19 protein-coding genes, 1 tRNA gene, 1 other RNA gene and 1 pseudogene are annotated in these 22,590 nt (G+C 67.1%); 13 read left to right on the top strand and 9 right to left on the bottom strand.

Features of this window, described 5'->3' with window-relative positions; genetic code table 11:
• Positions 1-64: 64 nt before the first annotated feature.
• Together A5643_RS09340 and A5643_RS09335 are read left to right on the top strand one after the other, a co-directional pair.
• On the top strand, positions 65-1,045 hold the full coding sequence (locus tag A5643_RS09340) for a hypothetical protein (RefSeq protein WP_156628705.1): 981 nt from the start codon (positions 65-67) through the stop codon (positions 1,043-1,045).
• Positions 1,042-2,328, top strand: coding sequence for a CHAT domain-containing protein (locus A5643_RS09335; RefSeq protein ID WP_156628704.1), 1,287 nt, complete (start codon positions 1,042-1,044; stop codon positions 2,326-2,328). The genes A5643_RS09340 and A5643_RS09335 overlap by 4 nt, the downstream gene beginning before the upstream one ends.
• A 12-nt stretch (positions 2,329-2,340) precedes the next feature.
• Here the strand turns inward: A5643_RS09335 and A5643_RS09330 are convergent, their stop codons facing one another.
• The gene (locus tag A5643_RS09330) at positions 2,341-6,267 is read right to left on the bottom strand and encodes a tetratricopeptide repeat protein (RefSeq protein WP_156628703.1); all 3,927 of its coding nucleotides are present in this window, start codon (positions 6,265-6,267) and stop codon (positions 2,341-2,343) included.
• Positions 6,268-6,710: 443 nt separating this feature from the next.
• On the opposite strand from A5643_RS09330, the gene A5643_RS18170 reads away from it, so the two are divergent.
• From A5643_RS18170 to A5643_RS19005, 3 genes and pseudogenes are all read left to right on the top strand, one after another.
• Positions 6,711-6,875, top strand: a complete 165-nt coding sequence (locus A5643_RS18170; RefSeq protein WP_156628701.1) for a hypothetical protein — start codon at positions 6,711-6,713, stop codon at positions 6,873-6,875.
• A 102-nt stretch (positions 6,876-6,977) separates the two neighbouring features.
• Positions 6,978-7,502: a hypothetical protein gene (locus A5643_RS09325; RefSeq protein WP_156628700.1), complete on the top strand. Its 525-nt coding sequence runs from the start codon at positions 6,978-6,980 to the stop codon at positions 7,500-7,502.
• Positions 7,503-7,734: 232 nt separating this feature from the next.
• Positions 7,735-7,821 (top strand): annotated as a pseudogene (locus A5643_RS19005) (hypothetical protein); the annotation flags it as partial.
• Positions 7,822-7,836: 15 nt separating this feature from the next.
• On the opposite strand, the gene lucA reads toward A5643_RS19005, so the two are convergent.
• Together lucA and A5643_RS09315 are read right to left on the bottom strand one after the other, a co-directional pair.
• Entirely contained in the window at positions 7,837-8,682 is an 846-nt protein-coding gene (gene lucA, locus A5643_RS09320) for a lipid uptake coordinator LucA (RefSeq protein ID WP_066854156.1), read from the bottom strand.
• Positions 8,683-8,774: 92 nt separating this feature from the next.
• A tRNA-Ser gene (locus A5643_RS09315) sits at positions 8,775-8,860 on the bottom strand.
• 101 nt (positions 8,861-8,961) lie between these two features.
• On the opposite strand from A5643_RS09315, the gene ffs reads away from it, so the two are divergent.
• Positions 8,962-9,056: signal recognition particle sRNA small type (gene ffs / locus A5643_RS09310), an RNA gene on the top strand.
• 48 nt (positions 9,057-9,104) lie between these two features.
• Positions 9,105-10,376, top strand: a complete 1,272-nt coding sequence (locus A5643_RS09305; protein WP_066854155.1) for an aspartate aminotransferase type Ic — start codon at positions 9,105-9,107, stop codon at positions 10,374-10,376.
• A gap of 86 nt (positions 10,377-10,462) precedes the next feature.
• Here the strand turns inward: A5643_RS09305 and A5643_RS09300 are convergent, their stop codons facing one another.
• Positions 10,463-11,668 (bottom strand): IS30 family transposase, encoded by a 1,206-nt coding sequence (locus tag A5643_RS09300; protein ID WP_066854154.1) that lies wholly within the window; start codon positions 11,666-11,668, stop codon positions 10,463-10,465.
• Between the two features lie 177 nt (positions 11,669-11,845).
• On the opposite strand from A5643_RS09300, the gene A5643_RS09295 reads away from it, so the two are divergent.
• Complete coding sequence (locus tag A5643_RS09295; protein WP_066854152.1) at positions 11,846-13,735, top strand: DNA polymerase III subunits gamma/tau; 1,890 nt, start codon at positions 11,846-11,848, stop codon at positions 13,733-13,735.
• Between the two features lie 6 nt (positions 13,736-13,741).
• Here A5643_RS09295 and A5643_RS09290 read toward each other — a convergent pair whose 3' ends face one another.
• The 4 genes from A5643_RS09290 to A5643_RS09275 form a co-directional block, all read right to left on the bottom strand.
• Positions 13,742-14,770 (bottom strand): ABC transporter ATP-binding protein, encoded by a 1,029-nt coding sequence (locus tag A5643_RS09290; RefSeq protein WP_066854296.1) that lies wholly within the window; start codon positions 14,768-14,770, stop codon positions 13,742-13,744.
• A 2-nt stretch (positions 14,771-14,772) separates the two neighbouring features.
• The gene (locus A5643_RS09285; protein ID WP_066854150.1) at positions 14,773-15,822 is read right to left on the bottom strand and encodes an ABC transporter permease; all 1,050 of its coding nucleotides are present in this window, start codon (positions 15,820-15,822) and stop codon (positions 14,773-14,775) included.
• 97 nt (positions 15,823-15,919) lie between these two features.
• Complete coding sequence (locus A5643_RS09280) at positions 15,920-17,230, bottom strand: class I SAM-dependent methyltransferase (protein ID WP_066854148.1); 1,311 nt, start codon at positions 17,228-17,230, stop codon at positions 15,920-15,922.
• Positions 17,227-18,606, bottom strand: coding sequence for an FAD-binding oxidoreductase (locus tag A5643_RS09275; protein WP_066854147.1), 1,380 nt, complete (start codon positions 18,604-18,606; stop codon positions 17,227-17,229). Before A5643_RS09275 ends, A5643_RS09280 begins: the two co-directional genes overlap by 4 nt.
• Positions 18,607-18,707: 101 nt before the next feature.
• On the opposite strand from A5643_RS09275, the gene A5643_RS09270 reads away from it, so the two are divergent.
• Positions 18,708-19,145 (top strand): SRPBCC family protein, encoded by a 438-nt coding sequence (locus A5643_RS09270; RefSeq protein WP_066854146.1) that lies wholly within the window; start codon positions 18,708-18,710, stop codon positions 19,143-19,145.
• A gap of 11 nt (positions 19,146-19,156) precedes the next feature.
• Here A5643_RS09270 and A5643_RS09265 read toward each other — a convergent pair whose 3' ends face one another.
• Entirely contained in the window at positions 19,157-19,909 is a 753-nt protein-coding gene (locus A5643_RS09265) for an Rv3717 family N-acetylmuramoyl-L-alanine amidase (RefSeq protein WP_066854145.1), read from the bottom strand.
• Between the two features lie 98 nt (positions 19,910-20,007).
• Here A5643_RS09265 and A5643_RS09260 point away from each other — a divergent pair, with 98 nt between their 5' ends.
• The 4 genes from A5643_RS09260 to A5643_RS17760 all read left to right on the top strand — a co-directional run bounded on the left by A5643_RS09260 (position 20,008) and on the right by A5643_RS17760 (position 22,508).
• Positions 20,008-20,343, top strand: coding sequence for a YbaB/EbfC family nucleoid-associated protein (locus tag A5643_RS09260; RefSeq protein ID WP_082948851.1), 336 nt, complete (start codon positions 20,008-20,010; stop codon positions 20,341-20,343).
• Positions 20,344-20,354: 11 nt separating this feature from the next.
• Entirely contained in the window at positions 20,355-20,966 is a 612-nt protein-coding gene (gene recR / locus A5643_RS09255) for a recombination mediator RecR (RefSeq protein ID WP_066854142.1), read from the top strand.
• A 26-nt stretch (positions 20,967-20,992) separates the two neighbouring features.
• Positions 20,993-21,970 carry an NAD(P)H-dependent flavin oxidoreductase gene (locus A5643_RS09250; protein ID WP_066854140.1) on the top strand — a complete coding sequence of 326 codons (978 nt, stop codon included), beginning with the start codon at positions 20,993-20,995 and terminating at the stop codon, positions 21,968-21,970.
• Positions 21,971-22,316: 346 nt separating this feature from the next.
• Entirely contained in the window at positions 22,317-22,508 is a 192-nt protein-coding gene (locus tag A5643_RS17760; RefSeq protein WP_082948850.1) for a ferredoxin, read from the top strand.
• Positions 22,509-22,590: the final 82 nt, after the last annotated feature.

Genomic DNA, 22,590 nt, shown 5'->3' with positions numbered 1-22,590 from the left:
GCCGGCGGTACTATGTACTGCTGTCGCAGTCTCGTGTCACCGAACAAGTTGCGTCGAACTCAATATGACTGAAGCAAACCCCACACCATCGGAGAAGCTGCGGCAGGCAACGGCAACCGCCGACAGCGTTTTGACGACCGACATGACAGCCTCCCACGAGGAGTTGTCTCAAGCGATCGTCGCGGCCCGGTCCGAGAACGTACCCATCGACGAGATCAGACTCGCTTACCAGACGTTCGCCAAGATCACGTTCGTCAACGGCATGGCGCAACTGATGGATCGATCCGGAGACGATGTCATTGCCTGGTTGGCCACCCAGAACGCGACCGACCTGCAGACCGACCTGTCCGCTGGCTACTTCAACACCGCAATCGGTTTCGCGACTAAGAAGGAGCATGGCGAATCCGCCGCGACCGGCATCTTCGTGGAAGCCATGTACGGCTTCATGCGCTCGGTCGGCAAGTACAGTCGGGAGTTTCTCAACGGCGCCCTGATCGCAGTGACGCTGATGGCAGATCACGGCAACGCCGCGGACCTAAGCCGCACCTACAAAGACATTTTTACCGCCGATCTCAACCATCATTGGCTCGCGATGTACTCCGACGCGGGTGCCGAACTCTGCGCACTCTATGGGTGGCACGTGTGGACCGTCGACAAGGATCCCCGCCGAGCGCGCGTTATCGCCGAACCGTGTCTGAAGCGGATGAGGACTCTCGCCGAGAATCAACTCGTGGCCGAGAACGGGAACTTCAAGGTCGTCCATCGCTACGGTCAAGCGTTGCTGGCCGCTTCATACGTATCTTTGGATGCGCCAGCAGATGTCGCCGATTCCATCCTCGACGGACGCGTCGAGCAGGCCCAAGACCTATATCGCCGTGCGGAAGCGAAGCTAGCGGAGAAGTACGGTGCCGACAGTGCCCCAGCGAAAGCCATGGCGGCGGCGCGCGTCGCCGCGGCCTTTGTACGGTATTGGCCCACCAACGCGTGGGTGTGGCACGACTCCCGCCACCGGTTCCACGGCCCGATGGCGACAACTACCGCGTGAACACGAACCCTTCAGCGACGTATAGAATGTCGCTGCGCGCCGCTGACGCCGAAGACACGTTCCTCTACTGGCGGTGGCACGACGCTCCGGCGGAGTTCGCGGCCGCCAAGATCGAGACCGCAACGCTGGTGCAGTTGCTTCGCCGCCTCCACAATGCGTTGCCGATTCTTCTGCCCGACGAGAGCCAGGACGACTCGATCAGGCGCGCCCTCACGTTTGGGCCCTTTACCGATCGCCAGTATGAAGCAAGACTGGCAACCGATCTTACTAAACATCTGCTGCCAGAGGACCTTCGTGCTCAACTCCTCTCGCGATCTCGCAGCGGCACGATCACGATTCACATCACACCGAGTCCTCGACTCGCACAGGTGCCCTGGGAGTTGCTCTTTATCAACGACCGTACCCGGATACTTGAGATCGCCACCGTGGTCTACGATCCGCCCGCTACCGTAGTCAGCTCCGCGCGCACGGCTGAACCGCCCGAATCTGGTCCTCTGTTTCTCATCGATCCGCAACTGCCCTCCGGGCAGACGCTCGAAGCCGACGGCGCAGCGAAGTTTCGCCGATACCTCGAGCGGTACCGCGATCACATGCCCCCGTTACCCGTCTCAGTCGATCATGCGGTCGGCCACACTATGGATCGGGTGACCCTCGGCCGCGTCCTGCGGACGCAGAGACCTTCGCGGATCTTGTACTTCGGCCATGTCAGCAGCCGCCCCGATCAGCCCGGCACAGCGTCACTCCACCTCAGTGATACCGCCGCGACATGGGGCCTGATGGAGCCGACGGGCGGCGAGACTCCCGACGACCCTTCCGCCTCCCGTCCCTTCTCCGCCCTCGACCTGCTCCAGGGCACCACGGATTGTCCCACGTCTGAACGATGGCAGGCGTTCGGTTTTCCCGATCGTCGACCCGGCGCCGACATTTGGCCAATGCCGCCCCGCGTCGGCATGATCGCCTGCGAAGGCGGCGCAGATTACCGTGCATTCGAAACGTTCGGCCTGGTTATGGCGATGGTCGCCGGCGGCGCCAAGCTGGTGACGACCACACGGTGGACCATGCCCACGGACTACGCATTCCACTGGTTGCACCCCCAGAAGACGCGCGGCGCATCGCCGACCTCCGACCTCGCACGCCAGGTCGACCTAGCGCACGATAGTGCCTATCCGATCGATCACCTCGTGCAGTGGCAGCGTGGCCAACTGGACCGGTGGCGGCGTGACGGGGACATCACATGCTCACCGCTGGTGTGGGCATCGCTCACCAATACTGTTGTGCCATAACGAGTCACTTGCTCAAATCGTGATAGTGGCAGGTCGCGCCACCGGTTCGTACCGAAGGTCGGACTCCTCGACGTAGGGTGACAACACCAGGTTTGCGTCCGACCAGGCCAGTCGCGGCGCAGGAGACATTGGCAGCCGGGCCCCGGCCACCAAGCGCAACGCACCGACGTTCGTCTCGCCAAGATGGCTGGCGCGCGCCCTCACAGATTCGTCCGTATCGTCGGCGGCCAGCGACGCGAATTGTGCACCCCCGTCTTGCTCAGTAGACGCCGAATACACACCGGAGTTGATCAGAAACTCGATCAGGTCGGCTGTGAGACGAGCGTCGCCTTCCCTGTACGCAACTTCGAGCGCGCAGCCGAACGCCCATCGACTCTGCGCCGCATCCGATTTCCATTGCTCCCGCTGTTGCGCGTCGGAGAACTGGTGTCGCCGCCCGTCGATGAAGATCGCCGCCGGAAGCAGTCCGTCGAGGACTTCGCGGTATGGTGCTTTGAGGCTGCCTTGGATGGCTGCGGCCGTGATGTCGCAATCCGCGGTATTGATCAATCGTCCTGCACCAAAGAATATCTCCCGAGCCTCCCGATAATGACCATAGGCCTCGGTAAGGCTGCCCATCCGCCTGAGCACGTAACCAAGATTGGACAGGGACATCGCCAGCTGGATTCGATTAGAGCCTGATTCTCGCCCGCGTGCGACCAAACGCTGAAACATCCGTCGTGCCGATTCCGGCCGGCCGAATCGGAATTCGCTCCATGCGATGTTGTGCTCACACTCGGTTACTGCCGCTTGGTCGCCTAGGGCTTCGAGTATCGTCCGCGCCTGAGTGAAGTGCGTCAAGGCTTCCTTCTCGTTGCGTGCAGTGGAATAGGCCGTTCCAAGGTCGAAATGGAGGACTCCGATGAAGTGGCGATCCTCTACGCTCAACGCTTCCTTCGCGGCCGACTCAAACTCGTCCAACACCGAGATCAATAAATCAATTCCGCGCTTGACACCGCGTTGGCTCATGGAGATCCCGAGATCGCCACGGATCTTGAGTGCTTCGGTGAGGCGTCCCGCGGACCGATACATCTGCTCGGCCTTTGCGAAGTTCGCCTCTGAGCGGCCAATGTTTCCCTGTAGTTGGTCGGTTGCCGCACGTAAGTAGACACAGCGGGCACGGAGGTCTTCCCCGCCATCGGGTCCGAGCAACATCTCGGCTTCATCGAGAATGGTGTGGGCTCTCCCGTAGAGCCCAACCTTGATCCGTGACCCGACAGAGGCGAGCAGCGACGACACCAGGCCGTCGACGTCGTCGGGGCGCTGGCGGCGGAAAGCAACATCGGCGTCGAACTCACGTAGCGCATCCTCCGATCTGCCGACCGAGTCGTACAGCAGGCCCAGCTCATAGTGGGCCGTGGCCGCCCATTCCGGCGACGGCACCTGCTGGGCTCCGGTCAGTGCCTTGCGCAGGTACTCCTCGGCCTCATCGATGCGACGTAATTCGTAGAGCAGCGTGCCCACCGTCAGGTGGAGTCGCACCAGGGACGCGCCGTTGATGGGCAGATCGTAGAACGGCATCAACTCGTCGAGAGCCTCCCGATGTGCACCGAGTCCGCGTTGAGCGATGGCCCGCGTTTCGGCGGCCGTGACCGCATCGTTGAACCGGCGAGCGTCGCGGAACACCGTCACCGCAGCTGCCGAAAGCGACAGCGCCTCTGCGTAATCCCTCTGCTTGTTCCGAGTTGCTGCCTCGGTCAGTTGTTGTTTGGCTGCCACGATGTCCTCGGGCCGGCCCTGGTGAATGGACTCCCCACGGCCATCGAGTACCCGCAGGTTCGCGGCAGCGTCAGCGGCGCTGATGGGATCACCGAGCTCGAGGAAGCGACGCTGCGCTTCTTCGATTGCTGGACGGGCTTCGTCTTTTCGCCCGAGGATGTTTAACACGCTGCCGTAGTTGAGAAGGCTCCCTGCGTAGTGGCTTGGCGACACCACGTCGGCGTACTCCCGCACCACGGTGTTGAACGTTGCAGCGGCGTTTTCCAGTTCGTTGTTGAACCATTGTGATCGGCCAAGCAATCCGAGGTTTTGCGCGACGCCTTCCCGCCATGGGACGGCCGCGTACGCGCTCCCGGCTAGCTTATGGTGGGCGATGGCTTCTGTCCACAGCCCGAGTCCGGCACAGTGAACGCCCTGACGTTCCATGACCCACCCGGGGCACCGGCGAGCGGCGTCGCCGGTTTCGCCAGTGATGCTGGCAATTTCGACGCGGAATTGTGCGATCTGCGCGGCCCAGGTAGCGCACGGGAAGTCGGCTGCCTCTACGGCTGCGTCGGCGAGAACAAGCAGGGCGCGGACACCTGATTCCTCGTCTTCGAAGTCACGGAAACGAATTGCAGTCTCGTGCAACACCGACTTGGCGGTGGCGTAGCCATCGGGCAGGGCCCGCCACGACCGGCCCATCTGCAAGCCGCAGTCGGCGCTGCGCTTGTCTCGCAGGATGTTGAACAAATACTGCGCCTTTAAGTAAGTGTCGATGGCATCGCGGTGTTGATGGGTAGCTGCCTTGAGTTGTGCTGCCAGCACAAGATATTCAGCAGCCGACTCGCGGTCCCCGACCTTTAGTGCCAAGTCGTAGGCCTTCATGTAGTGCGCGACAGCGCGCTTGTCAGAGCCCATCCGTTGTGCTAAGTCGCCCATCTGTCTTTCGGTGCCGGCGCCCGATGAGGACAGACCCAAGTCGTTGTAGGTCGCCAACGCTCTCTTGAAAAGCATGTCGGCCTCGGAAAAGTTGCTCTCAGACTGAGTCAGCGCCAACGCGAGGAATTTGCGGGCATCGGCAACTTGCTTCGCGTCGCTGGCAGCTTCGAAAGATTTGAGCGCCCTACGGAACCACGCCACTCCCTTGTCCAACTCTTTGTTGCGGTAGTGTCCGATGCCCTCATGGACAGCATTCACTCCGGCATCAAAAGCATCGAGAGTTCCCTTGTCCCGGTGATTTTGACGAATCTGTTCATGGAACGAGTTGAGCAACGTATCGCACTGCTCCACCGCCGGCGTGGAGTCGCCCCAGATGTTCTTTGCGTGTGCGGCCGACGCGACTCTGGCCAGTTCGACGGCCGCTTCATGCTGGCCGAGCATGAATGCAGAGACGGCGGCGGCAATGGCACACCGGCCGAGGTGTCTGTCGACCCCTGGCAGACAAGCGTAGAACTTCAGCACGCCGCCGAAGCGCGTCATGGCCCTCTCATGGTTTTCCTGCAACTGGGCGATGCGCCCGAGGTGAAATCCAGAGTGTGCCACGATGTATTCGGCGCCGTCAGTGTGCGCGGCCGTCGGAAGTGCGGTGTAGATTTCGCTGGTGCGCTGGAAGCATATCAAAGCGTCGTCAAACGATTCGAGGCGTAAATAAGCGAGACCAAGATTGAACGATGCATCGGCGTAGCGGCGCTCGGCTCCCGAACGACCCTCGTAGCCATCGCATGCTTTCAGCAGCAGGTTCCGTGCGGTGTGCAACGAGTTACGGCTCAGGGCACAAAATCCCGCTAAGTAGCAAACGATCGGGTCCTGAATCTGCGTCGCGTCGGTGACGTCTTTGATGCACCAATCATTCAACTCCCTTAGCAATGGCACATGGCTGTCCTTCTGAAGACATAGTCCCGCGGCAAGGTGGTCGGTGCCGAAGAAATAGTGATCAGACTCGGCGGAGATTTGAATCGCGGCCACGGCAACGGTGTCGGCGTCAAACTCGGATTGCTGCGCGTCAATCTCGGACTTGATTGCCTCCGCGTCAGCACCCAGTACGTGGGCTGCTTCCGCCATAGCGGAATCGGGCAAGGTGAGCATGCCAAGGAGCAAGTGATCTGCGCTGAGGTTGGGGTGGCCGAACCCAGCCGCAATCGTACCCGCCGACGCGAACGTCTCTGCCCACTGCGTTGTGAAGGGAAAGTGCGCCGTCATCGTCACACCTTATCCAAATCCTTGACCCACCCCAGGGGACATAATCCCCACTCTGAAGGGGCTCGTGGGCGCCCCGGATTCTGGTTTACCTTCGCGATGACGGTGAGGATGACGGTGAGACGGTGTGGCGTAAGACGGTGGCGGCGTCGTTGCGGCGCCAGGGTCTGGCCGGAATCCTTGGATTCTTACGGTCGACGCAACGCCTTAACGAGGAAGAAATCAGACGTGGTCTGAAGAATTGGCAAGTCAGCTAGGTCTGGCGCGGTATTCGGCAGGGCAACGGGAGTTGTTCTTTCGGTTGCTGGATCACGGAGGCACGATTCGGGCACCGGTGGCGGCGCGAGGCCGGTGTGGCATCACGATACCCGCGGCCTAGTACCTGTAACGCTGAGGAGAAGGCCGAGTTCTTCCGGTTGCTAAGCATTCGGGGGAATGTCTCGGCGGTGGCCCGAGAACTCGGGTTCGTCCGGGTGACCTGCTACAAGGCTCACCAGGCGGGCATCTTCACCGGTCGCGACGTTAGCGATCAGCGCTCGGAGTTTTACGGCTGCGCGGTGAAGGGTGAGCAGGCGGCACAATTACCTTGCCTCGATCGCGACGCTGCGTGACGTGCAGCGGGTCATCCACCGCAAGATTTGGCCAGACCGGCGCGATCCCGGCGATAAGCAGACCATCTGGGAGACCACCATCTGGGCGCCAAAGATCCAGAGTTGTTCTACGACCCGCCGGTCGTGTTCCCGATCGATCTGCGCAACTACTCCATGCACTACGCCATCCCGCAATTGTCGATGTCGACCAACTGGGGTTCCATCACGGGGCAGCCCGGCGGACTCTCAGCGATACGCAACACCGTCGCGGTCGACCCCGACGTCTTGCTGAACTGGGACGGGTGGAGATCGAAGGGTCGGGGATTCGTCGAGTCCCACCAGTGCGGAAGTATCGACATCGTTGAGGTGATCTTGCTGTATTCAACGCGGGTGCGTGAGTTCTTTGGTTGGTTCTGGAAGCAGATCGAAGGGTCGAACCGGATTGAGATTCTCGAATACCGGTACAAAGCAATGGAAAGGGGCCATTACCTAGGCGTCGAGAGCATAGTGACGCAGTTCGGCCCTGATGGCCGCAGCGCGCTACGACCCCGGCTGGCTGAGGCCCCCGACTGCGCCGGGCGGCATTCGGCACACGCGGTTGGAAGCTTTTCACTCTCGGTTCAGAAGGCGACTGGATTGCTGGAGTGAGTGATCCGGGATGGCCACCCTTGGCTGAGGGACCGCGGTAGGTCTCTGGCGACTCTTACGGGTCTGCAATGTCGGTCGCCTCCAGATCAGGGGGACAGTCCCGACGTCGTTTCTCACCCCGCCCTACACGCAGAACTCGAAGAACGCCCAGGTAGATCAGGTAAGCACCGTTGTGGGTCTCATCAGACACCGATTAATCAGCCAGGGCGGAGGCACGCAACCGCACAGCCCTGAACTACCCGGAGAACCCAATTATCCGAAGATGCCGGGCGAACCCAAGCGGGTGCAGCCGAGCCGTGACACCGACCGGCGCCGCTGAGCGGCGCGGAGTGGCTCAGTCCGCGCTGTCGGTGGCTTCGTCTTGGGCGTTGTTTTGTGCTTCGTCGCGGGCGCTGTCCCCGCCGCGGGTGCGGCGTCGCCGCGCCGACTTGCCGGCCGGTCGCCGGTTGCGCAGCGCCGCGGTCGTCTTGGCATCGGCGCTGTCGGTCTCGGTGGCTGCGGTCTCGGCCGCGACGGTCGCCTCGGCGTCCTTGTCGGCCGCGGTCTCGGCGACCACCGTGTCCGCATCCGCGGTGGCCGCGCTGACGGTGTCGTCGGCTGCCGGTTCGGTGGTGTCGAGTTCGGTCGCTGCGGACTCGGTGAGCTCGTGCGGGTCGGCCGCCTCCCCGGTCGCCTCCGGCTCCTCGCTCGCGTCCGTCGTCTTGCGGCGGCGCCGCTGCCGCGGCGTCTTCGGCTTGATCGGTTTGGGCGGCGGGGCGGGCAGCTCAGCCAGCAGCGACAGGTAGAACGCGGCGATGCCGAGCACCGCGATCGCCGCCGCCGCGCCGTAGACGCCGAACAGCCACTGCCCGACGTCGTCGAGGGAGAGCCAGATCTCGCTGATCGCCGTCGCGATGATCGCCACGGCCGCCACCAGGTGCCCGCCGATCGACACGCCGCGCAGCGTCAACGCCAGTTGCGGGGTGCCGAACTCGGGTCGGCGGGCGCGCAGCAGGCTCAGCAGCACCGGCACGGCGGCCAACGCCACCACCAGTCCGGTGAGGATGCGCAGCACGGTGCCCCAGGTGGGGGTGACGCTGCCGGTCAGCTCCCACCAGCGGGGCAGCACGAACAGGAAGAACAGCGCCGCGGCGGCCAGCGAGGACAGCGCGTGGGCCAGCACCACGGTCAGGCGTCCCAAGGCTCCTCCTGCAGGATCTGTTCGGGTCTGATCGAGTCAGGCTGAGGGCGGCCAAACCGCACTTTCCTCGTTTGGCCGCCCTCAGACTCGCGCGGAGGATGCGGGATTTGAACCCGCGAGGGCTATTAACCCAACCCGCGTTCCAGGCGAGCGCCATAGGCCACTAGGCGAATCCTCCGCGGGACATTCTATCGGAGACTCCCGCCGCGGCCCGACCGGGCGAGGCGGGCGCCGACGGGCGGGTTCCGAGCCGCCGTCAGCACGGGTACTACACTCGCCAGAGGACCCCGCGCGGCGTCCATCCTGTGAACTCCCCCAGGGCCGGAAGGCAGCAAGGGTCAACGGGCTCTGGCGGGTGCGCGGGGTCCCCTACGCCGGAGCCGCGGTATCCCAGGTGTGTAACCCAAGGTGAGAGGTGCAAGGTGGCGTTCAGCGCACTCAGCCCCGACGAACTCGCGGCTCGACACAGCCGCCACCAGCAGGACTACGCCGAGCTGCAGGCCAAGAAGCTGGCGCTGGACCTGACCCGCGGTAAACCCGCCCCCGAGCAACTCGACCTGTCCAACGCCCTGCTGAGCCTGCCCGGCGAGGACTACCGCGACGACGACGGCACCGACACCCGCAACTACGGCGGCCTGCACGGGCTGCCCGAACTGCGCGCGATCTTCGGCGAACTGCTGCACATCCCGGTCGCCCACCTCATCGCCGGCAACAACGCCAGCCTGGAACTCATGCACGACGTGGTCGTCTACTCGATGCTGCACGGCGGGCCGGACTCGCCGCGGCCGTGGCAGGACGAGCCGGTCGTCAAGTTCCTGTGCCCGGCACCCGGCTACGACCGGCACTTCGCGATCACCGAAACACTGGGCATCGAGATGGTGACTGTCCCGATGCGCGACGACGGCCCCGACGTCGACCTGATCGAGGAACTCGTCGCCGCCGACCCGGCCATCAAGGGCATGTGGTGCGTGCCGGTGTTCGGCAACCCCACCGGCGTCACCTACTCCTGGGAGACCGTGCGCCGGCTGGTGCAGATGCGCACCGCCGCCCCCGACTTCCGGCTGTTCTGGGACAACGCCTACGCGGTGCACACCCTGACCACCGAGTTCCCCCGCCAGGTCGACGTGCTCGGGCTGGCCGAGGCGGCGGGCAACGTCAACCGGCCGCACGTGTTCGCGTCCACCTCCAAGATCACCTTCGCCGGTGCCGGGGTGAGTTTCTACGGCGGTTCGCTGGGCAACATCGCCTGGTATCTGCAGTACGCCGCCAAGAAGACCATCGGGCCGGACAAGGTCAACCAGCTGCGCCACCTGCGCTTCTTCGGCGACGCCGACGGGGTGCGGCTGCACATGATGCGCCACCGCGAGATCCTGGCACCCAAGTTCGCGCTGGTGCAGGAGATCCTCGAGGAGCGCCTCGGCGACGCCAAGATCGCGTCCTGGACCCGCCCGAGCGGCGGCTACTTCGTCAGCCTCGATGTGCTGCCGGGGACCGCGCGGCGCACCGTGACGCTGGCCAAGGACGCCGGGATCGCGGTCACCGAGGCCGGGGCGTCGTTTCCCTACCGCCGCGACCCCGACGACACCAACATCCGCATCGCCCCGACCTTCCCGTCGCTGGCCGATCTGCGCGAGGCGATCGACGGCTTGGCGACCTGCGCGCTGCAGGCCGCGACCGAGTCGCTGGCGAGCTGAGTCGGCGTCACCGCGCCCCCGGCGCCGCCGCGAGTGAAGACTCACGGCGCTCAGATCGCCGCAAAGTCAAGTGGTGGGTGCAACGGCTAGGCGGCGGCTTTGTCGAGTAGTGCGGTGAGCCGCTGGGCGGGGGTGTCGAAGTCGAGGGTTGGGCGGGGCCGGCTGTTGAGCTTGTCTTGGACCCGTTTGAGATCAGCTTTGGTGTAGCCGCTGAGGTCGGTGCCTTTTTCGAACCAGAACCGCAGCAGTCGGTTCGTGTTCTCGTTGCTGCCCCGCTGCCATGGTGATCGGGGGTCGCAGAAATACACCGGGGCGTGTAGTTGCAGGCTGATGTCGTGCCAGGCGGCCATTTCCCTGCCGCGGTCCCACGTGATGGTGCGACGTAGATGAGCTGGCAGCTCATTCATCGCCTCGATCATGGCGGCGGCCACCGAATCGGCGGTGTGGTCGTTGGGCAGGTGCAACAAGATGGTGAACCGGGTGCTGCGTTCCACCAGGGTGCCGATCGCGCTGGCGCACCCGGCGCCCAAGATCAAGTCACCTTCCCAGTGCCCGGGCACGGCACGATCGTCAGCTTCGGCGGGGCGCTGGCTGATAGTGATCACGTCACTGAACTTCCCGCGGCGCTCGGCTCTGCCGCGGTGCTTGCGGGCTGCACGTTTGGTTGACAAGCACTTGTTGAGATCGGCGCGCAACCGGCCGCGGCCTTGGACATAAAGACACTGGTAGATGGTTTCGTGGCTCACCCGTGCCAGCCTGTCATCGGGGTGATCACGGGCCAACATGTCGGCGATCAGCTTCGGGCTCCACCCGTCGTCCATCCAGTTCTCGACGGCCGCGCACAAGTCGCGGTTTTGCAGTTTGAAAGTTTTCGGTCGCCTCGCCCTCTGGGCTGCTCGGGCATGGGCCATTCGGGCGTGATAGTCGCCGTCGGCGTTGCGGTTGCGCTGGACTTCGCGCCACACCACCGAGCGGTCGCGGCTGAGTTGCTGACCGATCTGCTCGTAGGTCAGCCCGGCGTCGAGTCCCCGCATGATCGCGATGCGTTCGTCGAGGTTGAGTCGATGACCGCGCCCTCCCGGGCTATCGAGATCACCGGCGTCAACGACGCCGCGTAGCGCGCTCTTACCACCCTTGATCAGCTTCATCGCCCCAGCTTGACGCCACCAATGGCTGGCAGCCGTAGCTGACACGCGCATGTCTTGAGATGCGGTGTACAACGATTCGCCCTGACACACCCGGTCGAACAACGCCCGGCGCGTCGCTAACGAATGCGGATAACCACTCGGCATTGCAACCTCCAAAACCTTGGCACGTTGCAATAGACAATTGAATCTGCCCGCGATCCGGCCACCGTGGAGCTTCACTGGCGCGTCGACAAGCTTCACTCGCGCGCCCGGCAACCTTCCCGGGGCTCGTCGACAGCAACCCTCTCGGGCGCCGTCGGTCCGGCTGGGTAGCCTTCTGACGTGGCCCTCTACCGCAAGTACCGACCGGCAACGTTCGCCGAGGTGGTGGGGCAGGAACACGTCACCGAGCCGCTGTCGACGGCGCTGAACTCCGGTCGGATCAACCACGCCTACCTGTTCTCCGGACCGCGCGGCTGCGGCAAGACCTCCTCGGCGCGCATCCTGGCGCGCTCGCTGAACTGCGCGGCCGGCCCGACCCCGACCCCGTGCGGGGAGTGCGACTCCTGCGTCGCGCTCGCCCCCAACGGCGGCGGCAGCATCGACGTGGTCGAACTCGACGCGGCCAGCCACGGCGGTGTCGACGACACCCGCGAACTGCGCGACCGCGCCTTCTACGCCCCGGCCCAGTCCCGCTACCGCATCTTCATCGTCGACGAAGCGCACATGGTCACCACGGCCGGGTTCAACGCCTTGCTCAAGATCGTCGAGGAGCCCCCGGATCACCTGATCTTCGTGTTCGCCACCACCGAACCGGAGAAGGTGCTGCCCACCATCCGCTCGCGCACCCACCACTACCCGTTCCGGCTGCTGGCGCCGCGGACCATGCGCGAGCTGGTCGACCGGATCTGCGCGCAGGAGAACGTCCGGATCGACGACGCGGTCTACCCGCTGGTGATCCGCGCCGGCGGCGGCTCACCGCGCGACACGCTGTCGGTGCTCGACCAGTTGCTGGCCGGGTCGGAATCCGGCGCGGACGGCAGCCGGGTCACCTACCAGCGGGCGTTGGGTCTGCTGGGCGCCACCGACGCGGCGCTCATCGACGACGCGGTCGACGCCCTGGCCGCCGGGGACGCCGCCACCCTGTTCGGGGCGATCGAGGCGGTGATCGACGCCGGCCACGACCCGCGCCGGTTCGCCACCGACCTGCTGGAGCGCTTCCGCGACCTGATCGTGCTGCAGGCGGTGCCGGATGCGGCCGCCAAGGGCGTGGTCGACGCGCCCGAGGACGTGCTGGAGCGGATGCGCGAGCAGTCCGCCCGGATCGGGATGGGCACCCTGACCCGCTACGCCGAGGTGGTGCAAGCCGGGCTGGGGGAGATGCGCGGCGCGACCGCCCCGCGGCTGCTGCTGGAGGTGATCTGCGCCCGGCTGCTGCTGCCGTCGGCGGCCGACACCGAGGCGGCGCTGCTGCAGCGCATCGAACGGATCGAAGCCCGCCTGGAGATGTCCATCCCGGCCGACGCGGAGACGCCCGGTGCCGCGCCGACGCCGGGCCGGCAGTTCACCCGTCCCTCCCAGAGCGCACCGACCCGACCGGCCCCCGAGCCGGTCCCTGACCGGGCCCCCGAGCCGGTCGCTGAACCGGCCCCCGAACCGGCTCCGGCCACCCAGCCCGAACCCCGGCCCGAGCCCACCGCGCCGGCTTCGCCGCCGGAGCCTCCGCCGGTGTCGCGGCCCGCGCCGGCGGCCGCACCGGCCGGCGCGCCGGGTCAGCCCGACGTCGCCGCGGTCCGCTCGATGTGGACCACGGTGCGCGAGAAGGTGCGCCAGCGCAGCCGCACCACCGAGGTGATGCTGGCCGGGGCCACCGTGCGCGCGGTGGACGGCACCACCTTGGTGCTGGCCCATGAATCCGAGCCGCTGGCCAAACGCCTGTGCGAGCAGCGCAACACCGACGTGATCGCCGAGGCCCTCAAGGACGCGCTGGGGGTCAACTGGCGGGTGCGCTGCGAGTATGGGCTCCCCGACCCGGTCGAGGCGGCCCCGCCGGTCGACGCCGGAGCGGAGCAGCGCGCCGCCGAGCAGCGGGCCGCCCAGCGCGCCGAAGAGGACAGCATGCTCGCCGAGGCCGGCCAGGCCGACCCGGACACCCCCCGCGTCGACCCGGAGGAAGCCGCGCTGCAGTTGCTGCAGAGTGAGCTCGGCGCCCGGCCCATCGACCCGCAGTAGCGCCGGCTACCCGTCGGATCCGGCGCCCTCGTCGTCGGTGCGGTTCATCTCGTCGATCTCGCGGTGCTCGATGAGGTCGCGCACCCCGGCGTTGCCGAGGCGCTCGCGGAACGCCTGCACCGTGTAGGCGGTCAGGGTCGCGTCGGTGCGCGCCCGCACCGTCGCCGAGCGCGGCATCGCGAACAGCGGCCCGATCTCCCCGAAGTACTCCCCGGCGGTGGCCACCGTGATCGGCTCCTCACCGCCGTCGGCCAGCTCCCGCACCACCTCGAGCTCGCCGCGCTCGACCACATAGATCAGGTCCCCGACGGTGCCCTGCTCGAACAGCACCTCCCCGGCGGTCAGCGCGACGGCCTCCGGCGGCCGATCCAGGCCGGTGAAGTGCGGCACCAGTTCCACCACCCGGTCGGCCAGCGGCAGGATGCGGGTGTCGTGGGTGGCCACGACCACCACCCGGTCACCGTCGGCCAGTTCCCGGATCAGCCGCAACACCGACTCCACCTGGATGAAGTCCAGGTGCGCGGTCGGCTCGTCGGCCAGGATCAGCGGCGGGTCCAGGGCGATCGCGCGGGCCACCGCCACCCGCTGCTGCTGGCCGCCGGAGAGATCGCCCGGCCGGTGCTGGGCCCGATCGCCCAGCCCCACCCGCTCCAGCAACTCCGCGGCCCGGCGCCGCGCCGCTCGCAACGGCATGCCCGAGGCCCGCAGCGGCACGACCACGTTCTCCAACGCGGTGAGGCTGGGCACCAGGTTGAACGCCTGGAACACGATGCCCACCGTGTTCTGCCGATAGCGGGCCAGCTGCCGACGGTCCAGGCCGGTGACGTCGATGTCGCCGAACTCGATGCGCCCCGAGGTGGGGCTGAGGATGCCGCCCAGACACGACAGCAGCGTCGTCTTGCCGCACCCGCTGGGCCCGAGCAGGATCACCAGCGATCCGGCGGCCACCTCCAGATCCAGCCCGTCGATGGGCCGCACCGCGTAACCGGCGCTGGAGTACTCGACCACCAGGTCCTTGATGCGCAGATCACCCACGGTCACGGCCCTCCGAACGCCAACGCCGGATCGATGCGCACGGTGCGGCGCAGCCCCGCCCCGGTGGCCAGCAGCCCGATGACCACCGCGACCACCGGCAGCAGGGTGTAGGCCGAGGCGGGAACCAGCACCCGCATCGGGAACAGCGGGCCGAGCACCTGCGAGAGCAGCCCGCCCAGCAGCGCCGCCACCACCGCCACGATCACCGCCTGCAGCGCCAGGCCGGCCAGCACCGACCGGGTCGGCACCCCGATCGCCTTGAACACCGCGAAGTCGCGGGTGCGCTCGAGCACCGACAGGTAGATCAGCGACCCGACGATGAGCACCGCCACCAGCCACAGCAGCACCGCCATGTACGACATGGCGGTGTAGGCGCCGTGCAGGGGCCGCACCATGTCGTCGACGGCGCCGGCCCGATCGATCAGCCGGTAGCCGGCCGGCATTTGCTGCGGGTCGCCGACCACCGCCACCGACGAGATCAGCGATTGTCCGGAGAACAGCAGGCGCTGCGCGCCGATGACGGTCATGAACACGTTGGCCTGCCCGGCCAGCGCGGTGGAGTTGTCGACGAGCCCGACGATGCGCAGCTGCCGCGAGTTGATCTCCAGCGTCTCGCCGACGGAACGGCCCAGCGTGGTCGAGACGGCGGCCTCGCCCGGCAAGGTCGGCACCCGGCCGGACTGCACCTGCGGCATGCCCGGGCCCCGGTCCGGCGCACCGAACACGTTGACGTTCTGCGGCCCGTGCCGGTCCTGCAGGATGGCCGCGGCGTAGACCAGCGGGGTCGCCGATTCCACGCCCGGCACTTTCGCGATCACCGCCACATCCGCCTGGGCGAAGCGTCCGGAGCCCAGAAACGGCCCGACCGACCCGGATTTGATCACGAAGGTGTCGACGCCCATCGAGTCGACGCTGCGCTGCGCCTCGGCGCTGAAGCCGTTGGCCAGTCCGGTGAGGATCAGCGTCATCGCGAAGACCGTCGCGGTGCCCACGATGGCGATGACGAACCGCCGCCTGCGCCACTGCAGGTCGCGCAACGACGCGATCAGCATCGCCAGCTCTTCGGCCGCATTCCACCGACGGTACCGGCAGCGCCGAGTTTGTGGTGGCCGTTCGCTCAGCCCCGCGACATGGGCCGAAGCAGCGTGACTACGGCTGCCACCAGGGTCGAAGCGGCAGTCCGCCGTCGTGGCCGCGCTCGTCGGTCTTGACCGCCAGCACATGGTGGAGCTGGATGGCGTTGTGCTCGAACCCGACCCGTGAGCCGGCCATGTACAGACCCCACACCTTGGCGGTGGCCAGCCCCACCTCGGCGACCGCATCATCCCAGTGCGCCACCAGGTTTGAACACCAGTCGCGCAGCGTCAACGCGTAGTGGTGGCGCAGGTTCTCCTCGTGCAGCACCTCCAGGCCGACGTCCTGGATCGCGCTGACGATGCGCCCCGAACCGGTGAGCTCCCCGTCGGGGAACACGTAGCGGTCGATGAACCCGCCGGCGCTGAACGTGTGGGTGTTGTCGCGGCGGGTGATGCAGTGATTGAGCAGCAGCCCGCCGGTACGCAGCTTGGCATGCAGGAAACCGAAGTAGGCCGGGTAGTTGGCCACCCCGATGTGCTCGGTCAACCCGATCGAGGAAACCGCGTCGAATCCGGCTTCGCCGACATCGCGGTAGTCGCAGTGGCGCACCTCCGCGAGCTCGCCCAACCCCTCGGCGGCGATGGCCTGGCGCGCCCATTGGGCCTGTTCGGCCGAGAGGGTGGCGCCGATGGCCCGCACCCCGCGGCGCGCGGCGTAGCGCACCATGCCGCCCCAGCCGCAGCCGACATCGAGCAGCCGGTCCCCGGGCTTCAGCCGCAGCTTGTCGAAGATCAGCCGGTACTTGTTCTCCTGGGCCTCCTCCAGCGTCGCGTCGGGGTGCGGGTAGAGCGCGCAGGTGTAGGTCATCGACGGGCCCAGCACCCATTCGTAGAAGGTGTTGGAGACGTCGTAGTGGTGGTGAATGGCCTCGGCGTCACGGGTTTTGGAGTGCCGCAATCCCTCGATCACGCGCCGCCACCGCGGTCGGGCCTCCTGTGGGGGCGGGGCCACCGGGATCAGCCGTTCCAGGCCGATGGAGCGGATGATGTTGGCCATCACCAGCGCCGGCGGCCGGTTGAACTCCAGCCGGTCGGCCAAGGCGTGCAGCAGTCTGTGCGGGTCGCCCGGATGCACCCCGTGGGTCTGCAGGTCACCGGCGATGTAGGCGCGCGCCAGACCCAGATCCCCGGGGGCGGTGGCCAGATAGGTGACCCCGCGCGGGGTCAGCAGGTCCAGTCCCAGTTCGGCGTCCGCGGGGCCGGCGACGCTGCCGTCGTAGGCGGTGAACTTCAACGGCAGTCGACCGCCCTGGGCGAAGATCTCGACGATCTCCGCGAGGCTCAGCCGGCCCCTCGTTCCGGTGGGCTGCTTGAACGTGGTCACCGTCGCTGCACCGCCTTGGCGTAGAGATCGAGTAATCGTCCGTCGGGATCGTAGGTCTTCTTCACCGTCCGGTAGGTCTCACCGCCGTAGAGGTCGGTGAATTCCTCACGCCCGTAAAAGGATTCGGAATACAACGATTTGTGGCCGCCCAGCTCGCTGACCTTGGCCTCGATGAGCCGGTTGGTCGCGCCGGGCGTGCCGCCGGCCGGCACCGACGACCAGAACCCGACGTTGACGTAGCTGTGGCCAGGTCGCAGTGGATACAGCGGCCACGCGGCGGAGTCACGCAGCCGCAGCGGGCAGATCCACAGCGGCTCGATCGGGATGGTGTCGAGAAACCAGGTCAAGAACTCCGCGCAGCGCTCGATGGGCACCTCGATGTCCTGCACCACCCGCTCCCGCGGTGGGCGCCCGTTGAGCCGCTCGATGCGGTCGGCGATAGCGAACCGCTGGTCGTAGCCGATCAGCTTCCAGTAGACGCTGCTGCGGCGCAGGCGGCGCGGCCACCAGCGTCGCACCCGCGGGTTCTGTGCCCCGAAGGCGCGCGAGCACCAGAACCAGTCGGTGTCCCAGCGCCAGAAGTAGTCATGGATGGTCAGTCGGTCGTCGCGGATCCCGTCCGGGTGCTGGATCGACCGGTAGTAGATGTCCTGGCCGGTGTAGTCGCTGACCGGGCCGGGCGTGGCGGTCCGGATCCCCAGGCACAGGTAACTCTCCTGGGCGCTGAACACCACCCCGTCGAGGTAGTCGACCCGTCGGCCGTGGAACCCGCCGGTGTCGATGACCCGTTCGGCCGCCGCGATGAGCTCGGGCACGGAATGGAACCGGATGTGGTGCAGCGTCACGAACGGTTCGACGCTCTCCAGTTCGATGCGCAGCCGGGTGGCATACCCGAGGGTGCCGTAGGAGTTGGGGAAGGCCCGGAACAGATCGGGGTGCGCGTCGGGGGAGATGGTGAGCAACTCACCGGCGCCGGTCAGCACGTCCATCTCCCGCACCGACTCGTGCGGCAGCCCGTTGCGAAACGACGCCGACTCGATGCCCAGCCCGGTGACCGCGCCGCCGAGGGTGATGGTCTTCAACTGCGGCACCACCAGCGGCGACAGCCCGTAGGGCAGGGTCGCGGCGACCAGATCCTCGTAGGTGCACATCCCGGCCACGTCGGCGGTGCGGGTTTTCGAGTCCACCGCCACCACGTCGGTCAGTCCGGAGGTGTCCAACCCCGGCGCGGCGACCTTCGTGCGGTGGCGGAACAGATTCGAGGTCGGTTTGGCCAGCCGTACCGGCGCGGCGGCGGGAATGGCACGGTAGCTGTCGAGTAGTCGCTGCACCCCCGCCGCGTGCGCCGCCTCGCCCGCTCCTGCCCTGATCCCCACCGCATATACGCTAGTCGCGGGCCGCGGGCTGTGCACGGATGCCGGGCGGCCCGCGAGCGGCCGTGGCGCCGTCGCACCCGTGACGACAGGAGATTCACCCGATGGGACAGGTCAGTGCCGCCAGCACCGTGTTGATCAACGCCGAGGTGGCGCCGGTACTCGACGCGGTCGCCGACTACCAGAAGGTCCGGCCGCGGATCCTGCCCGCCGCCTACAGCGACTACCAGGTGCTCGAGGGCGGCCAGGGGCAGGGCACGGTCGCCGCCTGGCGACTGCAAGCCACCAAATCACGGGTCCGCGACGTGCAGGTCAATGTCGACGTGGCCGGGCACGCCGTCATCGAGAAGGACGCCAACTCCACGATGGTGATGAACTGGACCGTCGCCCCGGCGGGCCCGGGCTGCAGCGTCACCCTCACCACCACCTGGACCGGTGCCGGCGGGGTGAAGGGCTTCTTCGAGGGCATCTTCGCCCCGCTCGGCCTCAAACGCATCCAGGGCGAGTTGCTCGACAACCTCAAGAAGGAAGTCGAGGGCTAAACCCGGCCGGCTCAGGCCGCTTGCGCGCTCAGGTAGCTGATGATGCCGCGGGTGACCGCCTCGGCGTACTTCTGCCGGCCCGCCGGGGTCTTCATCAACGCCGAATCGGCGGGGTTCTTCATGTTGCCCAACTCCACCAGGATCGACGGGAACTGCGCCAGGTTCAGCCCGGCCAGATCCGAGCGGCCCTTCAGGCCGTTCTCGCCGATGTAGGTGGCCGGCGGGATGCCCGAGGCGGCCAGTTGGTCGCGCATCACCCGGGCGAACTGCACCGCCGGACCGGCCTGGGCCTGGTTCAGCGGCGGCGCGGAGTAGTTGACGTGGAAGCCGCGCCCGGTGCTGGGGCCGCCGTCGGCGTGGATGGAGACGATCGCGTTGGGGCGCAGCCGGTTGGCCATGGCGGCGCGCTCGTCGACGCAGGCGCCGACGGCGTTGTCGTTGCCGCGGGACAGCGCGGTGCGCACCCCCTGCTGGGTGAGCATCTGGCGGATCAGCAGGGTGGTCTCCCAGGTGAACGTGTGTTCGGGGTAGCCGTCGTCGCTGCTGGTGCCGCTGGTCTGGCAGTCCTTGGTGCCGCCGCGGCCGGTGGGCACCTGCCGGTTGATCGAGGCGTCGTTGGCGCCGTTGTGCCCCGGGTCGAGGAACACGATCTTGCCTGCGACGTTGGGCGCGGCGACGGCCCGCGCCGGCAGCGCCACCGTGGCGACGGCGAGCAGGCCGGAGAGGATCGCGACTCCGACACGCGGGAGAACTGGTGCACGCACGGCGCCACGGTAGCCCGCCGGCGTCTAGGCTGGAGACTTCGAACCGACCTTGATTCCAAGGCGAAACCAAGTCGAGACCAAGACGCAAGGGGACTGCCATGCAACCCGGAAGCCAACCCGACATGTCGGCGTTGCTCGCCCAGGCGCAGCAGATGCAGCAGCAGCTCATCGCCGCGCAGCAGGAGCTGGCCAACACCGATGTCCACGGCCAGGCCGGCGGTGGGCTGGTGCAGGCCACCGTCAAGGGCAGCGGCGAGGTGGTCGCGATGACCATCGACCCCAAGGTCGTCGACCCCGAGGACATCGAGACCCTGCAGGACCTGATCGTGGGAGCGCTGGCCGACGCCTCGGCGAAGGTGACCGCGCTGGCCCAGCAGCGGCTCGGTCCGCTGGCCGGCGGCATGGGCGACGCGCTGGGCATGCCGAAGCCCTGATGTGAGCCGGCATGTTTGAGGGGCCGGTCCAGGACCTGATCGACGAGCTGGGCAAGCTGCCCGGCATCGGGCCCAAAAGCGCCCAGCGCATCGCGTTCCACCTGCTGACCGTGGAGCCGCCGGAGATCGACCGGCTCACCGCGGTGCTGACCCGGGTGCGCGACGGGGTGCAGTTCTGCGAGGTCTGCGGCAATGTCGCCGACGCCGAGCGCTGCCGTATCTGCGGTGACCCGCGCCGCGACGCCAGCCAGATCTGCGTGGTCGAGGAACCCCGCGACGTACAGGCCATCGAACGCACCCGGGAGTTCCGCGGCCGCTACCACGTGCTCGGCGGGGCGCTGGACCCGCTGTCCGGTATCGGGCCGGATCAGTTGCGCATCCGGGAGTTGCTCAACCGCCTCGGCGAGCGGGTCGACGGGGTGGACGTCACCGAGGTCATCATCGCCACCGACCCCAACACCGAGGGCGAGGCCACCGCCACCTACCTGGTGCGCATCATGCGCGACATCCCCGGTCTCACCGTCACCCGGCTGGCCTCGGGACTGCCGATGGGCGGAGACCTGGAATTCGCCGACGAACTGACTTTGGGCCGGGCGTTCGCGGGCCGCCGGGCGATGGTCTAGGCGGGCGGCGGGCCGGAAGGGGCGGCATGGGGCAGAACCGCTTCTGCTCGACCTTCGGGGTCAACGTGCCGGTCATGCTCGCGCCGATGGCGGGGGTCAGCGGTGGCCGGCTCGCCGCCGCGGTCAGTGCGGCCGGCGGGCTGGGCGTCGTCGGCGGCGGCTACGGCGATCACCGGTGGTTGCGCGACGAGCTGGCCAACGCCGCGGATCAGCGGGTCGGCTGCGGTTTCATCACCTGGAGCCTGCGGCAGGACCCGTCGCTGCTGGCTGCGGCGCTGGGGGCGGGCGCCGACCCGATCATGTTGTCCTTCGGCGACCCGGGAGAGTTCATCCCGCAGATCCGCGACGCGGGACGCAAGGTGGTCCTGCAGGTGCATTCGGTGGCCGGGGCCGCGGCCGCCCTGGACCTCGACATCGACGCGGTGATCGCGCAAGGCGATGCCGCCGGCGGGCACGGCACCGGGCAGCGGTCCACCGTCACCTTGGTTCCCGAGGTCGCCGGGCTGATCGCGGACCGGCGCCCGGGTTTGCCGCTGCTCGCCGCCGGCGGGATCGTCGATGGCCGCGGGCTGGCGGCTGCGCTGGTGCTCGGCGCCGACGCCGTGTTGATGGGGACGCGGTTCTGGTCCAGCCGGGAAGCGCTGGTCAGCCGGGCGGCGCAGCGGCGCGCGGCCGCGGCCGGCGGCGACGAGACGGTCCGCTCGGCGGTGTTCGACCTGCTTCGCGGTCGGGACTGGCCGCCGGGCTACGGCATCCGCACGCTGGGCAACGACACCACCCGCCGCTGGCACGGGCGTGAGGACGAACTGCGGGCGGTGCTGCCCGAAGCGCGAGACGCCTATGACCGTGCGGTCGCCACCGAGGATTTCGACACCGCCGCGGTGATCGTCGGCGAGGGGGTCGGTCAGGTGCGCGACGCGCCGCCGGTCGCGTCGATCATCGCCGGGCTGCGTCAGACGGCCGCCGCGGCCCTGGGCCGGGCCACCGGCCTGTTCGACGAATAATCGTGATAGCGTTTAAAATGGATTCAAAAATAAGCCGACGCGATGAAGTGGAAGGACCTCAGCTGGTGTTGTGGCGGGCGGGCGGAGGCTGAGGTTGCTTGCCGCGACGACGATCTCGAACCGTGAATTTGAGCCGCGTAGAACCTGGGGGTCCGTACGGCCGGGCCAGCGTTGGTTGAGACAGAAAGGGTCTGGGGCGAGGAAAAGTCGTTACGTCACTGTGCCGGAGCCGTATTCGGAGCCGAATGGGAGAGTCCGAAGCTTCGGCCGCGGGTAGCCGGGCGGTCAGGCTTGTGTTGCACGACTGCGCCGGATACACGATTAATGTATTGAGGAGATTGTTCTGATGGCAATCCGAGTGGACCGAACCAAGTGTCAAGGTATCGGCCTTTGCGAGATGACTGCGCCTGAAGTGTTCCGAATCGGCGACGACGGCTACTCGCACGTAATCAATACAAGCCCGGGTGCAGCCGACCTGGCGGCCGCCGAGGAAGCCGTGCGGAACTGCCCGACCGGGGCACTGTCGATCGATGACTGAAGACCCCGACGGCAACAGGGGACTGTGCCGGATCCCGCTCCGTCGTTCCGCTGACTCAAGCCTTACGAGCCGGCGCTCACGG

The sequence above is a fragment of the Mycobacterium sp. 1274756.6 genome (assembly GCF_001668625.1).
Classification (GTDB): domain Bacteria; phylum Actinomycetota; class Actinomycetes; order Mycobacteriales; family Mycobacteriaceae; genus Mycobacterium.
The sequence above is the reverse complement of the archived record's forward strand: the minus strand, read 5'-3'. Positions and strand labels throughout refer to the sequence as shown.